This is a genomic window from Enterococcus sp. AZ063 (assembly GCF_051715045.1).
Classification (GTDB): domain Bacteria; phylum Bacillota; class Bacilli; order Lactobacillales; family Enterococcaceae; genus Enterococcus_D; species Enterococcus_D casseliflavus.
Genome location: NZ_JBIOTA010000001.1, coordinates 3,559,474 through 3,573,995, shown reverse-complemented (window position 1 = coordinate 3,573,995; position 14,522 = coordinate 3,559,474). Strand labels below are relative to the sequence as shown.

Sequence of the window (14,522 nt, the reverse complement as noted above, 5' to 3'; positions counted from 1 at the left end):
ATAGCATTTAGCAAATAATTTTATGTAATAACCATAGTTAGGTGGTTTTTTTAATAAATTAAAATGCGTAATTTAATGCTAAGATGCCGTTTGTTAAATCGAAACGAGGAGAAAAAAATGAAAAATAAACATATGCACCTTTTTTTAGTTGGATTATTGTTTGGGTCAATTGTAATGAATCCAGTACAAGCATTGACAGATACGCTTGGAATAGCACCCGCTCAAGAACAAGAAGCTGGCAATCTTTTATCGGAATCTTTGAATAGCTTTGAAAAAAGTGAAAATCAGGAACAGACGCCTGATAACAAAGATGTACTTTCTGAAAGTGAAACAAAGGAAAACCTTTTGGAGAATGAAACGTCAAGCAGTCAAGAAGATAATGCTGCTAGTAATGAGGAGCAAGCGAATAATAGTAAAGAACTATCCGATAGCCAGTCATCTGAATCCGATACGAGCGAAAGTATGACAGATAATGCTGACCAGAATCAAATACATAAAAAAGACTCGAAGATGCTTATGACTCCAACGGAAGCTTCAGAGACGTTCACTTATGATTTAACAGTCGAATATGATCCTTTAAAATATATTTCATTGGATGTAGATTTACCAATCCCTGAAGAGTATAAGCAGGATGAGCTATATTTTCGTCTTACATTGGGTGGCGATTATGGTAATTTTTACGAGTATAAATCAAATGAAAAATTTCTTGTCCTAGGATCATCACATAATAATCCAGTAATAGGTGTAAATCCATTGCATATATCATGGGATAGTTTCCTCCAGGGATGGGGGCTTGAGGGTTTTAATTTTCTCGGTTTTACTGTAGTTATTCCTTATAAGGATGCTAACGGGAATGACCTATTTACAGGTACGTACAATATCCGTTTTACAAACAGTCACTTAACCATTAAGTATGTAGATGAATCAGGTAATGAAATCTACCCTTCACGTCGAATTGATGATAGTACAAATCAGCCCTATGACGTTTCAACTAGTGACTATATTCCAGAAATTCCTGGATATGAGCTAGATACAAGTAAGTTACCTGTCGATGCTATTGGAAAATTTAAACGTGGTGAGTTTACCGTTACCTATGTTTATCAGAAAGCACAAATTGATTATACCGATATTTTGATTAAAGATAGTACTATTTATACACAGGAAACATGGTCACCAGTAGATAACTTTATCGAAGCTTCATCAAAAGAAGGAAAACAGCTAACCTATGAGGAATTTTTGGCAAATGGCGGGATTGTTTCTGGTACAGTAGACACACAGACAGCGGGTACTTATACGGTTAGTTATACTCTCAATAATCTAACCAAGGATGCAACAATAGTTGTCAAGCCTCGGCTGACCGCTATAAATGTCTCTGATTCAATAATCTATGTGGGTGATCCATGGCAAGCAGAGGATAATTTTGAGAGTGCATTAGACAAAGATGGCCACGATGTTGATTTTTCAGCCCTAACGGTCGATGCTAGTCAAGCAGATACAAGTAAAGCAGGTAGCTTTAAAGTCACTTATACGTATGACGGTGTGACGAATACAGCGGTTGTTACAGTCAAAGAAAAACAAACTGCGGTGAACGTCCATGATTCTACGATCTACGTGGGAGATAGCTGGCAAGCAGAAGATAATTTCGATAGTGCCTTGGATAAAGATGGTAATTCGTTAGACTTTCAAGATATAACGGTAGAAGGCAGCGTAAATACCAACACTCCGGGGACATATCAAGTGAATTATCGCTATGACGGCGTGACTAGTACGGCTACGATTATTGTCAAAGCGAATCAAACCGCAGTCAATGTACATGACTCCACGATTTATGTGGGCGAAACCTGGGAAGCAGAAGATAACTTCGACAGTGCGTTAGATAAAGATGGCAACGACGTTGCACTTTCAGATCTTACGGTTGATGCGAGTCAAGCAGATATGAGTAAAGCAGGAACTTTCGAAGTTACCTACACGTATGATGGTATAACCAGTACAGCGATTATTACGGTCAAAGAAAAAATGACCGCCGTCAATGTCCACAATTCTAGGATTTATGTGGGAGACAATTGGGAAGCAGAAGATAACTTCGACAATGCGTTAGATAAAGACGGCAACGACGTTGCACTTTCAGATCTGACGGTCGATGCTAGTAAAGCCGACACGAGCAAAGCAGGGAGTTTTGAAGTCACGTATACGTATGATGGTGTAACGAGTACAGCGATTGTTACAGTCAAAGAAAAAATGACCGCCGTCAATGTCCACGATTCCACGATCTATGTGGGAGATAACTGGGAAGCAAAAGATAATTTTGATAGTGCGTTAGATAAAGATGGCAACAACGTTGCACTTTCAGATCTTACGGTTGATGCGAGTCAAGCAGATACAAGTAAAGCAGGCAGCTTTGAAGTCACGTATACGTATGATGGTGTAACGAGTACAGCGATTGTTACAGTCAAAGAAAAAATGACCGCCGTCAATGTCCACGATTCCACGATCTATGTGGGAGATAACTGGGAAGCAAAAGATAATTTTGATAGTGCGTTAGATAAAGATGGCAACGACGTTGCACTTTCAGATCTTACGGTTGATGCGAGTCAAGCAGATACAAGTAAAGTAGGAACTTTCGAAGTTACCTACACGTATGATGGTATAACCAGTACAGCGATTATTACGGTCAAAGAAAAAATGACCGCAGTCAACGTTCATGATTCTACGATTTATGTGGGAGATAATTGGGAAGCAGAGGATAACTTCGACAGTGCGTTAGACAAAGATGGGAATGACGTGGCGTTTTCAGCCCTAACGGTTGATGCGAGTCAAGCAGATATGAGTAAAGCAGGAACTTTCGAAGTTATCTACACGTATAATGGTATAACCAGTACAGCGATTATTACGGTCAAAGAAAAAATGACAGCCGTCAATGTCCATGATTCTACGATCTATGTGGGAGATAACTGGGAAGCAGAAGATAATTTCGATGGTGCGTTAGATAAAGCAGGCAACGACGTCGCATTTTCAGCCCTGACAGTAGATACTAGTCAAGTTGATCCGAGCAAAGCAGGTAGTTACAAAGTAACGTATAGTTATGATGGAATTACAGTAACGGCCACCATCACAGTAAAAGAAAAACCTAGCCCAGAAGAACCTGCAGATGATTCAGAGCATACATCACAAGAACAAGAGAAAGAGAATCAGAAAAAGATAAACTCTGATAGTAAGAAACATGAAGCACTTCCGAAAACAAACGAAAGTAAATCAATGGTTGAATTAGCAACAGGGTTCATAATTGTGTTATTGGTAGGTGTAATTTTCTTTTGGAAAAAAAGAAAAGCGAATAAATCGTAATGATTAAATAAAGTACTTGGGAATGGATCCCAAGTACTTTATTTGTGTATGATAAATTTTTATCAGAACTAAAGGTACAAATGTAACCTAATAGTCGCAAATTATTATTTATCGAAAATGATTGGCATAAGACTCTCAGAAATTAGTATCAATTTTAAAGAGAATATTGAAAAAATCGTACCAAGAAAACGAGCAGTGTATGAGCATGAACTAAGCCGTTCTATTATAGATGTATCACTTCAATAGATAATTCATATGCTTTATTGAAAAAGGAATTTCTTCCTAACAATGAATGAATAGATTGGATGTTGAGTATTTGTACCCGAGAAAAATGCACATCTATAACCTTTACAAACTGAATTTTTCCTTTTGGATGTGCTGTTTTTCCAAATAAACACGTTGAATCAGAAAAAGTAACTCAGCCCATCGTCCGTCATTTTCTATCGAGTTCAAATAAAACACTTTTTTCTTAGGATCGGATCGCACTAATGTATCAGTAACGACGATATCGGCTATCTCGTAATTATCGGTAATATTGATGTGTTCTTTATTAAAGAAGTTCATAAGACTATTTTCAATATAAAAACTGGCGGAATAGTCTTTTACTAGTTGTAAGTAGATTGTAACTTCTGTCTTTATATTAGCGGTGTGGAGCGTATAGAGCAGACTTGATAAATATTTGGTGTGATTTTCATCTTTGGTGTAGATAGAAACAGTTTTTTTTATGACATTCATATAGTCATTTTGAACATTTGATCGAAAAAATAAAGGTGGAATAAATAGTTGGGCGAAGCAGTCAATCGTATCTCCTATCAAAAAATAAAAAGCGTTGAATAAGGTTAAATAGTAGAGAACAAGATGCCTGTTCTGATCAGAGAGTTTGTCGTTTATTAGAACAGAACTAGCTGCCAAAACGTCGCGAGAGAAAGTGCAATAAGAATGATCTGATTCGAAAAAAGTTTTTCCTAGTTTTATCTTTTCTTCTATAGGGATAATGTCTGAAATGAAAAGATGGGAAAGAAAATTAAAATAGAGAATCTCGTTATTTTTCGTACTATCATCAAGGGATCCGAAGCTGTTTTTTTAAAAGATTACTGCTGCATCAAAACTTTCAAAAATAATTGTAAACAAAGTTCGAGTCAATAAGGATTCTGGTTGAACCAAACGATGATTACTATGGATTCTTGTTTGCAAAATAGCATATAAAATATAAAGTGATCTATTTTTTGTAAAAGAACGTTTGTAAGATTCTTCCAGGATTTCTTCGGGAACTGATGCGCGAATACTGTGAAGGGAGATATCTTGAAATGGCCACTCTAAATCATGAAAAGAATCTTGCAAGTATAGATAAGAGAACAAGCGAATATTCATTTCATCTCCAACTAAAGTATAGTAGCCTTCCCTAACTGTAATGCGGAAATCAAAACTTGAGAAAAACTCATTTAATTTTTGGGTTAGTATGTTTAGGTAACTAGGGGAGATAAAGAGCTCATTTAATATATGATCTTTATTCAGTGAGCTTCTAGTGAGCAATAACACTGTATAATTGAAGGTTGCATTATTTTTTAATAGTTGCAGTTTCAGCGAGTATGCCGAAGAGACTGAATGTTCTTTAAATTCAGAGTTGATTTTTATCATCCCAGAGTTTTTTATGAGAATAAAACTGCTGATGCTATGAAATTCCTCAAAATGCTTGTTGATGATGGTTAAGGTATCACGTACTTTTCGAGGAGTGATCTGCAGGCTTTCGGCAATTTCTTTTGTGGTTGTTTGTTCTTTGTTTATGATAAAAAATAAAACAGATATTTCCCTTCTTAAGTAATCAGGTATCACATAATCCTCCCCTTTTCTCCAACACAATTTCCGTACATTGGTATACCAGAATTGTAGATAGCGAGCGCTTTTTCTGTGTGCTATCATACCACCATGATTTAAAAAACGCAAAATAATCTAACGTTTTTTTATTGCTAATAAATTTATTAATTACAAATAAATGTTGTGCGAAAATAATTTTCATTAATAAATTGAATATGTGATAAATGTAAGAAAGAAAGGCAGCGCTAAAAATGAAAAAAAGATTAGTAATACTTTTTAGTATGTTTATATTGACAATCCCTTCTGTGATAAATTCCAGCCAAGTCGTAGCTGATGTTATTGAAAATCGGCTAACACAAAATGAAGAAGATCTTACTCCAAATGAAACAAGCATCGATGATAGTGGAGAAAAAACTTGTGAAAGCAATACAATGAGTAAAGAGACCGTTATTAACAATAATACTTTAAAAAGTGGATCGCAGACCGATGGGGCTGATTTTGTCAGTGAAACCGTTGCAACTAAGGAGAGCGTTGAACATACTGAACCAACGGAAAGTAAGACAGTTTCGAGCGACCAAAAATTAAGTAGTAAGGAGGGGGGCAATGACAAGGAGAAGCAAGCAAATAGTTCCGCTGTTGGCGACATAGCTACGGGAACAAATGGAACGAGTGCTTGGGTAATTGATGAAAATGGGATTTTACATATTTACTCAGGGAAGCTTCCTGAATTTCCAGCGGGAGGTGATAAGCCATCGTGGTTTGACTACAGACAGTCAATTAAAAAAGTTGTGTTGGAGGGAGAGGTGATTGCAGGCACTCACCTTGACTATTTTTTTGCGTACCTTACAAATGTAACTCAAATTGATAATTTAAATTTCTTGAATACGAATGCCACAACAACTATGATAGGTACTTTTCAACATCTGCCTGCACTTAAACAAATAGACGTATCCGGTCTTAATACGGCTAGTTTAGTTTCAATGGATTCTATGTTTTTTGGTTCAAGTGCACTTACGACTTTAGATATTTCAAGTTGGGATATGTCTAATATTGATACGTGGAAGTATGACACTAGCGCATTTCCTCCTAACTTGAATTATATAACTTTAGGTAAAAAAACAGTACTTGGCGGCTATTATTTAAATGCGCCACCGAATGACGGAGTTTACGGTGGTGTTTGGATAAATGTTGAAACTAAAGCTAGGTATGATAGAGAAAAACTAACTAAAACCTATGATGGTGATACGATGGCTGGCGACTATATGTGGGCGAAAGTTCCTAAATTAAATGTAAGGAACATTACCTTATATACAGGGGAAAGCTGGAACCCACAAGATGGTTTTATTTCTGCCTCAGACGATTTGGGAGATGAACTATATTCTCTGACTAATGATATTAAGATCCTTGGTGATCAAGTAGACTTAAGTTACCCAGGCGTTTATGAAGTAGAATATCGGTACTATTATAATAGTGCCAATACTACTAATTCTGTCAGCGGTATCTCTAAAGTGACAGTAAAAGATAATAAAACGACAGTCAATGTTCATGATTCCACGATCTATGCAGGAGATAGCTGGCAAGCTGAGGACAACTTTGATAGTGCATTAGACAAAGAGGGCAATTCGATATATTTCCAAGACCTTGTGGTTGATGAGAGTAACGCCGATACGAGTAAAGCAGGGACCTTTGAAGTCAAGTACACGTATGATGGTGTAACCAGTATAGCAACCGTGACAGTCAAAGAAAAACAAACGACAGTCAATGTTCATGATTCCACGATCTACGTGGGGGATAACTGGCAAGCAGAGGATAACTTCGATAGTGCGTTGGATAAAGATGGCAACGATGTTGATTTTTCAGCTTTAACTGTCGATGCTAGTAAAGCCGACACGAGTAAGGTAGGTAGCTTCGAAGTTGCCTATACGTACGACGGTATAACCAGTACAGCGATCATTACGGTCAAAGAAAAAATGACATCCGTCAATGTCCATGACTCAACGATCTACGTGGGGGATAACTGGCAAGCAGAGGATAACTTTGACAGTGCATTAGATAAAGATGGTAATTCAGTAGATTTCCAAGATCTTGCAGTCAATGATAGTGAAGCCGATACGAGTAAAGCAGGCAGCTTTGACGTCACCTATACGTACGATGGTGTAACGAGTACAGCGGTCATTACGGTCAAAGAAAAAATGACAGCCGTCAATGTCCATGATTCTACGATTTATGTGGGAGATAATTGGGAAGCAGAGAATAACTTCGACGGTGCTTTGGATAAAGATGGCAACGATGTTGACTTTTCAGCCCTGATGGTGGATGACAGTAAGGCAGATACGAGTAAAGCAGGTACCTTTGAAGTCGCGTATACGTACGATGGTGTAACGAGTACAGCGATTGTTACAGTCAAAGAAAAAATGACCACCGTCAATGTCCACGATTCCACGATTTATGTGGGAGATAAATGGGAAGCAGAGGATAACTTCAACAGTGCGTTGGATAAAGATGGTAATTCGATAGATTTCCAAGAACTGACGGTCGATGCTAGTAAAGCAGAAACAAATAAAGCAGGTACTTTTGAAGTCACATATACGTATGATGGTATAACGAGTACAGCAATTGTCACAGTTAAAGAAAAAATGACTGCCGTTAATGTTCATGACTCAACGATCTACGTGGGGGATAACTGGCAAGCAGAAGATAACTTCGATAGTGCGTTAGATAAAAATGGTAATTTAATAGATTTCCAAGATTTGACAGTTGATCCCAGTAAAGCCGACACGAGCAAAGCAGGGAGCTTTGACGTCACGTATACGTATGATGGTGTAACGAGTACAGCGATCATTACGGTTAAAGAGAAAATGACAGCCATCAATGTCCATGATTCTACGATTTATGTGGGAGATAAATGGACGGCAAAAGAAAATTTTGACAATGCATTAGACAAAGCAGGAAAGAAAGTCGTGTACGAAGACTTGACAGTAAACGCCAGTCAAGTTGATACGAGCAAAGCAGGTAGCTATGAAGTATCGTATAGTTATGATGGAATTACGGTAACGGCTACAGTCACAGTAAAAGAAAAACCTAGCCAAGAAAAACCTGCAGATGATTCAACGCATACGACACCAGAACAAAAGAAAGAGAATCAGAAAAAAACAACTTCTGATAGTAAGAAACAGGTAACACTTCCTAAAACAAATGAAAATAATTCAGTAGCTGAATTAGTAGCAGGTGTCATAATTGTGCTTCTGACAGGTGTAATTGTCTTTTGGAAAAAAAGAAAAGCGAATAAAGCATAATGGCTAAAAAATAAAGTATGCAGGATTTATTTCTGGGTACTTTATTTTATTTGAAAAAGACTTCAGCCAAGTTTCTCTTTCTTACTAGGTTAGAGAGAGAAACCTTCACAGAGGCCATGTAGATTACATAAAATCAACTCCCGAACAACAGAAAATAGATGATGAATCTATTAAATTTACTGTTCAGAAATGACTTTTACGAATTTCTTTATGCAATTTTTGCAAATCATCCGATATAGTGTAAGGGACTATAATACCCTGGATTTTGTTACATTTCTTGTATAATTTATTCGTTTTATTATTCTCTCTAACATAGAAAGAAGCTAATCAAAGAATCGTTTCTTATAATTAGCTTCTTTTTTATTACTTAGCTATTGTGGAGAGATATCATGTTACCATTTTATTTACTTATTCCTAGATAGTTTTCTTATCATAACTTTTTGTTTGTCTGATTTTCTTATAACGATAACCAAGAGTCTTTTTAGCAAAATATCAATTTTGACTCCGATTCTATTTTCATCAAAAATAGTATAGTAGGCTCCTGATAGAATCGTTTCTTCTGGAAAGCTAACAATTGGAATCTGGATACCCGTGCCGCCAGGAGAGCTATGGATAGATTTTTAATGGAAATTTATTTCACAGAGAATCATATCTTCTTACATGAAGGATGGTAAGAAGGTACTGACACCATTCTCATCAAAGAGAGGGTCACCTTTCAATTACTAATTATACTAAGTAGGAATTTTCGTAAGTAGATTAGCGTTCTTGAGAAAATTATATCTCCCTAAAATCAACCTTTGATCAACTCTACCAGCACATCAGCTGTTTCTTGCGGATGGCTGATTGGAAAATGATGACCCAATGGCAGATCGACTATTTTAGTCGTTTCTCTTGGCGGTAAATAGCTTTTATCCTCGGTTCCCCATACGATTGGAATCGAAGGATCTATTCTTTGGTGAAGGGACATTTCTTTTAACAACCAATTTAGTTGAAGTGTTGTGTTGACTATCCGTGAAGAACGAGCACTCTTCTTCACTCTTTTTAAATATTCACTAGAAGAGGCTGCTTCGTCTATCAGCAGTCCTTTTTTTGTGAAATAGGCGAGTAATTGTCGTTCAGAGGCATGTCTTAAAGCTAGTTTACTGAGCCATGTTGCAGGGACCGAATCGGTTTTATGAATAGGTGGTTGTAAAAGAATCAGTTGATCGTTCTCTGAAAAGAAGCGCTGTTCAGCGGCTGTTAATAACAAGGCGGCACCAAAAGAATGGCCGATAAAGACAGAGCCGTCAGGCAGGATATTCTTTAGTGAGCGTATCAACTCAAGATATGGTGTCACCAGCTGTTGCTTTTTAATAAACGGAGATCTTCCGAATCCTGGTAAGTCTGCAATGATAATTTTTCTACCTGTTTGTTTATTCAATGCTAGTCCCAGTTGAAAGAGATCGGTGCCATCGCTAAATAAGCCATGCAAAAGCACGAGAGGAGTAGCAGAGCCCTCCAATTGATAGACCGTCGCTTCGTTGACAGCTATGCGTGTGTAGGGTGTTAGGCTTTCTTCCCCATAGGTCAAGCGAAAATCAATGTCAGCTACTGCTAATGGGATGTTTGATGCTGCTATTTTTTTTATCAGTTCCGATTCAAAATCGCGTTTTGTCAGCCGATTGTCAAACGTTCTATTGGTTAAAAAGTTTAAACTACTTTCAGGAATACCCGTTAATTTGCTTCCGCCAGCTGCCATAACGAACTTGAGTAAACCAAAAGGAACAGTCAGCCGAGGTTTGTTTCGATTAAGACTTTCAGAAATCAGCCCCATCAGTTGAACGATCTCTTTGTCGGCGTGTTTATCGGCAACAAGGGGATACGTCATTTCGTCTTTTGTCTCATTGAATATGGTTTTGACAATAAATTGAGCGAGTACATTTTTATTGATCAACGGTAGTCGATAGTCACTTCCTCCGGGGATAACAGGTAAGGCTCCACTTCGGATTATTTTTATAAATAAGCCAAAGCCTTCGAGTTGTTCGGTGCTGCCTGTTTGCTCATCACCGATGACGGTTGGCGGATTGATTACTGCTAAAGGAATATGGTGCTTTTTCGCTTCTTGTCGAATATAAATATCAGATAAAAACTTCATCTGCTCATAGGGCGGGGTTCCAAGTAACGCTGGATGCACCTCTTTGAACACATCCGTCGTTTCCCAGACAGAAGCATCATCCGTGAATGGGCTCATGTACCCAGCTACGTGGATGATCTTTTTCAATTTGTTTCTCTTGTTGATTTCTGTTGCAAGGGTCATGAGGTTTTTGCTGCCTTCTAAAAAGGAGTTCTTCGCGGCTGCTTCTGATAAAGTGATATCCATCGGACCGCCGCAGTGAAGAATCATGTTGCAGTGCATTGCTCGTTCGTGGTCGATCGCATTTAGGCCTAAGTTCTCTTTTGTTAAATCGCCTGTTACCAATGCTATTTTTTCAAGGGCTAGTGCTTGTAATGGTCTTGCTTTCGCTGGATTTCTGACAAGTAATGTTAAAAAAACATCTTCCCTTGCGAGTTGTTTGACGACTTCTTTGCCAATAAACCCAGTTGCCCCGATAATTAAAATATTCATTATTTTCTCCTTTTTTAGAACTATTTAGTCCTAATTTTTATATAAAAAAATTACTCTTAAACGAGTAATTTAAATAAATTTTTGGCTGTAGTAGTGAGATACTGACTCTCTTTTTTTACTTCTGCTAAAAAAAGTGCCCCTTCAAGGTTGTTCACAAAAATCTCCGCCGTTTCTTTGACGTTGATGTCTTCACGAAATGCTTTAGTATTTATTCCTTCTTGAATCAATCCTTCGCAGATACGCGTTAAATAATCAAAAAAATGATTGATTTTTTCTTGGACCTGCCGATCATTTTTCGGCGCTTGCATAATGAAAGTAATGAAGGGACAGCTGCCTTGATAGTCCCGCTCTTCAATTTCTTCAGCCAAACTTTCTAGAAAGGTCAGTATTTTTTCTTCCAAAGTTAGATTGGTCTGTTTCAAAATGTCTGCTAGTTTTTCTCGGTATATAGTGATCCAAAAATCAATCACTGCTAGTAATAATTCCTCCTTACTTGAGAAGTGGTAATAGACATTTGATTTTGACACACCGCTTTGCTGCACGACCTCATCCATACTGGTATACGTGTAGCCGACTTTGAGAAAAAGGCTGGCGGCTGTTTCGATCACTCGGTTTTTATTTGAACGTTTATAATTTGTCATAATAGAACTATATAGTACTAATTGAGTCTTGTCAATTTTTTGTTTACCGATTGATTCATTTTCTTTTTATTGTTGTAAAATAAATGTTAAAAAATAATTTAAGGTTCTTTTTTAATGGTTGATATGTATAATAAGAACATACAGTAAGAAAGTGTATGTTGAAAAGAGGACCCTTATGAAAAAATTTGCAATTGGCTGTTTTGGGATCAGCCTTTTTATGACGATCGTTGGCCTTTTTTTACAGACGATTTTGATCCCTATTCAAGATTTTGACACAATCAGCAAAGAAGAACTTAAGAATATCCAACTTGATCTTGCTATTAATTATCCATTAGGAACTGGTATGCTCTATGTCGGGCTTCCTTTGTTAGCATGCTCGAGTGGTTATTTGGTTTTTTGTTATTTTAGAGATAGGAAGAACTGAAAGAAGAGTAAAAATATCTGGAGTATAAAGCTTTCGTTCATTAGGAGGGATAAGTTGAAAAGAGGGCTATTTTTATTGTTTTATGTCTTATGGAAGGGGCTAGCAATACGTGGCATTCCTTCTTCTTATGCAAGATATTTGATGAGCTATAATCATTTCGGAGTAAAACTATTGTTCGTTTTACTTGGTATCCTCCTTTTCCATAACTATTTAGTAGAGAGTTATCAAAAGCTAAATAAAGTTAAATTAATAAAAATCGGTCTCATCGTACCAACTAGTATCATCCTTACCATCGGGTTAATTAATATTCTTTTATTTCGTGATCTCAATGCGTTGATTTTTGTTTATCCCAACAATCAAAGAACCCTTCCCTTTGTATTTGATGCCCTTTTGCTAGCACCTGTTTTCTAGGAAATGCTTTATCGCTATACACTGATTTATGTTGGAGAAAAACGATGGTTGAGAATCATCACTGCTGCCGGAAGCCTCTTGCTTTTTACTGAAAGTCATATCGTAAATGCTAACGGGAATCTTTTTGCTCTTTTTCCATACTTTGTCATAGGGTTTTATTTGACGAGCACCTATTTACGTAGGGGAAATATTTGGGAATCCATTTTTGCACATAGCTTCTATAATTTCGTTGTGATGGCAGCAGCTATCTTGATCTAAAGATTTCTTTTTATTGTTTCCCCTTAAGAGTAGAAGAATTGGGGGCAATTTATCTATATGTATGTATAGAATCTCTAAAACATATTTGGTTAAAGTAAATTTGAGAGGCCAGATAAACGTTTTAGGCTTGTTGTTTTGCACAGTTCTTATCTACGAATGACTGTCCTTCGTCATTTTGTAGGTCATCATTTAGGTCCCACTATTAATATGAAAGGCAGTTACTTGATCAGTGCAGATTCACTAGCCGGAGTTCCAAAAACAGTTTCATTTTTACAAAGAAAAGTGACGACCTACCATTCAGTAAGAAACAATATAAGTCCGTCTCCTTTTGCAAGGGGAGCGGACTTATATTGTTTTCCTTATTAGCTTTCAGTATCTAACATCCGATTCATAAACCATTCCACTTGTTCGGGGGCATCGTGGTCAAAGAATGCGGACTCTTTTTTATCTAAAGCGGCTATTTTTTCAATGTCTTCCTGGGAAAGCTCAAAGTCAAAAATAGCAATATTTTCAGCCATCCGTTCTGGACGAACTGTTTTTGCTAAAGCGACGATCCCTCTTTGCATCAACCAGCGAAGCACAACTTGACCAACCGTTTTGCCATATTGCTTGCCAATTTCTGCTAATGTCGGATTGGTAAATAGGTCATGGCGTCCTTCTGCAAAAGGTGCCCAAGCTTCAACTTGAACGTCGTATTTTTCATGCCATTCCTGATCTTCCACTCGTTGATTCCAAGGGTTCACTTCGATTTGATTGATTTGAGGTTTCACCTCATTCAAGCCGACAAACTCGATCATCTTAGCTGATTTGAAATTTGAAACGCCAATTGCACGTAATTTCCCTGTTTTTTGAGCGGCAACCATTGAGCGCCAAGCACCATAAATATCTCCATATGGTTGGTGAATAAGGTAGAGATCAAGGTAAGTTAATCCCATTATTTTAAGCGAATGTTCAATCGTTTCTTTAGCTTTACCTTCGGAAGCTTGGAGAATAAATAATTTAGAGGTAACAAAAAGTTCTTCTCGAGTGACTAGACCTTCAGTGATGGCGCGCTTGATTCCCTCGCCTGTTTCTTTTTCATTTCCATAAATAGAAGCAGTGTCGATCAGGCGATAACCAGCTTTGATTGCTTGGTAAACAGCCTCAGCTGTTTCTTCCAAAGGAATTTGATAAACGCCAAATCCTAGTTGCGGCATGGTGACACCATTATTGAGTGTGATTGTTTGCATAGTGTTTCCTCCTCTAATTTTCATTACATGTTCTATCCTAAACCTTGGAGTTAAGTCCATAGCAAGTAAAAGATTTTATTTCTTTCGTTCCCATAATTTTTCCACTTTATCAGGAGTCATATTTCCTGCTTTGAATTTTGCGATATGCTCATCATACGTTTCTATCTTATAAATAAGCAGGTCTCGTACTTCCTGCATTTCTGCTAACTTTTTCTCTAATTCTTCGAGTTGATCGGATAAAATCTGTTTTTGAGCTTTTTCGACATTTTGACTTTCACGTACTTGTGCCAATTGAGCAAATTCAATTAGCGATTCGATGGACAATCCTGCATTTCGTAAATGTTTTGCTAAATAGATCCAGTTTAGATCATTCGTTGTGTACACCCGATAGCCACTCTCATTGCGTTGAACAGGTGGGATCACACCGACTCGTTCATAATAGCGCAATGTGTCTACGCTCAAATCAAACATTTCCGCTGCTTTTTTTATATTCATCGTTGG

At 37.3% G+C, this 14,522-nt stretch carries 10 protein-coding genes; 5 read left to right on the top strand and 5 right to left on the bottom strand.

Annotated features, from left to right (window positions below):
• Positions 1–117 precede the first annotated feature (117 nt).
• On the top strand, positions 118–3,342 hold the full coding sequence (locus tag IGK61_RS16835) for a bacterial Ig-like domain-containing protein (protein ID WP_438844970.1): 3,225 nt from the start codon (positions 118–120) through the stop codon (positions 3,340–3,342).
• Positions 3,343–4,425: 1,083 nt separating this feature from the next.
• On the opposite strand, the gene IGK61_RS16830 is transcribed toward IGK61_RS16835, so the two are convergent.
• Positions 4,426–5,175: a helix-turn-helix domain-containing protein gene (locus IGK61_RS16830; RefSeq protein ID WP_217634956.1), complete on the bottom strand. Its 750-nt coding sequence runs from the start codon at positions 5,173–5,175 to the stop codon at positions 4,426–4,428.
• Positions 5,176–5,408: 233 nt separating this feature from the next.
• Between IGK61_RS16830 and IGK61_RS16825 the strand changes: the two genes are divergently transcribed.
• Entirely contained in the window at positions 5,409–8,453 is a 3,045-nt protein-coding gene (locus tag IGK61_RS16825) for a bacterial Ig-like domain-containing protein (RefSeq protein ID WP_438844969.1), read from the top strand.
• A gap of 790 nt (positions 8,454–9,243) precedes the next feature.
• Here the strand turns inward: IGK61_RS16825 and IGK61_RS16820 are convergent.
• The gene (locus IGK61_RS16820) at positions 9,244–11,058 is read right to left on the bottom strand and encodes an alpha/beta fold hydrolase (RefSeq protein ID WP_074536450.1); all 1,815 of its coding nucleotides are present in this window, start codon (positions 11,056–11,058) and stop codon (positions 9,244–9,246) included.
• A 56-nt stretch (positions 11,059–11,114) separates the two neighbouring features.
• The gene (locus IGK61_RS16815; RefSeq protein ID WP_074536451.1) at positions 11,115–11,699 is read right to left on the bottom strand and encodes a TetR/AcrR family transcriptional regulator; all 585 of its coding nucleotides are present in this window, start codon (positions 11,697–11,699) and stop codon (positions 11,115–11,117) included.
• 175 nt (positions 11,700–11,874) lie between these two features.
• Here IGK61_RS16815 and IGK61_RS16810 point away from each other — a divergent pair, with 175 nt between their 5' ends.
• Genes IGK61_RS16810 through IGK61_RS16800 form a run of 3 tightly spaced genes read left to right on the top strand, consistent with a single transcriptional unit; the run spans position 11,875 to position 12,792 of the window.
• A complete protein-coding gene (locus tag IGK61_RS16810; RefSeq protein WP_438844968.1) occupies positions 11,875–12,123 on the top strand; it encodes a hypothetical protein in 249 nt (82 codons plus the stop codon).
• A gap of 54 nt (positions 12,124–12,177) precedes the next feature.
• Positions 12,178–12,534, top strand: a complete 357-nt coding sequence (locus IGK61_RS16805) for a hypothetical protein (RefSeq protein ID WP_240934915.1) — start codon at positions 12,178–12,180, stop codon at positions 12,532–12,534.
• 3 nt (positions 12,535–12,537) lie between these two features.
• Positions 12,538–12,792, top strand: a complete 255-nt coding sequence (locus IGK61_RS16800) for a CPBP family glutamic-type intramembrane protease (protein WP_240934913.1) — start codon at positions 12,538–12,540, stop codon at positions 12,790–12,792.
• Positions 12,793–13,154: 362 nt separating this feature from the next.
• On the opposite strand, the gene IGK61_RS16795 is transcribed toward IGK61_RS16800, so the two are convergent.
• Positions 13,155–14,021 carry an aldo/keto reductase gene (locus IGK61_RS16795; RefSeq protein ID WP_240934911.1) on the bottom strand — a complete coding sequence of 289 codons (867 nt, stop codon included), beginning with the start codon at positions 14,019–14,021 and terminating at the stop codon, positions 13,155–13,157.
• A 75-nt stretch (positions 14,022–14,096) separates the two neighbouring features.
• A complete protein-coding gene (locus tag IGK61_RS16790; RefSeq protein ID WP_015510553.1) occupies positions 14,097–14,516 on the bottom strand; it encodes a MerR family transcriptional regulator in 420 nt (139 codons plus the stop codon).
• Between the last annotated feature and the right edge of the window lie 6 nt (positions 14,517–14,522).

Coding starts and splice junctions, on each gene's coding strand:
- IGK61_RS16835 (WP_438844970.1), top strand. CDS start 118: ATGAAAAATAAACATATGCACCTTTTTTTAGTTGGATTATTGTTTGGG.
- IGK61_RS16795 (WP_240934911.1), bottom strand. CDS start 14,021: ATGCAAACAATCACACTCAATAATGGTGTCACCATGCCGCAACTAGGA.
- IGK61_RS16825 (WP_438844969.1), top strand. CDS start 5,409: ATGAAAAAAAGATTAGTAATACTTTTTAGTATGTTTATATTGACAATC.
- IGK61_RS16800 (WP_240934913.1), top strand. CDS start 12,538: ATGCTTTATCGCTATACACTGATTTATGTTGGAGAAAAACGATGGTTG.
- IGK61_RS16810 (WP_438844968.1), top strand. CDS start 11,875: ATGAAAAAATTTGCAATTGGCTGTTTTGGGATCAGCCTTTTTATGACG.
- IGK61_RS16790 (WP_015510553.1), bottom strand. CDS start 14,516: ATGAATATAAAAAAAGCAGCGGAAATGTTTGATTTGAGCGTAGACACA.
- IGK61_RS16815 (WP_074536451.1), bottom strand. CDS start 11,699: ATGACAAATTATAAACGTTCAAATAAAAACCGAGTGATCGAAACAGCC.
- IGK61_RS16820 (WP_074536450.1), bottom strand. CDS start 11,058: ATGAATATTTTAATTATCGGGGCAACTGGGTTTATTGGCAAAGAAGTC.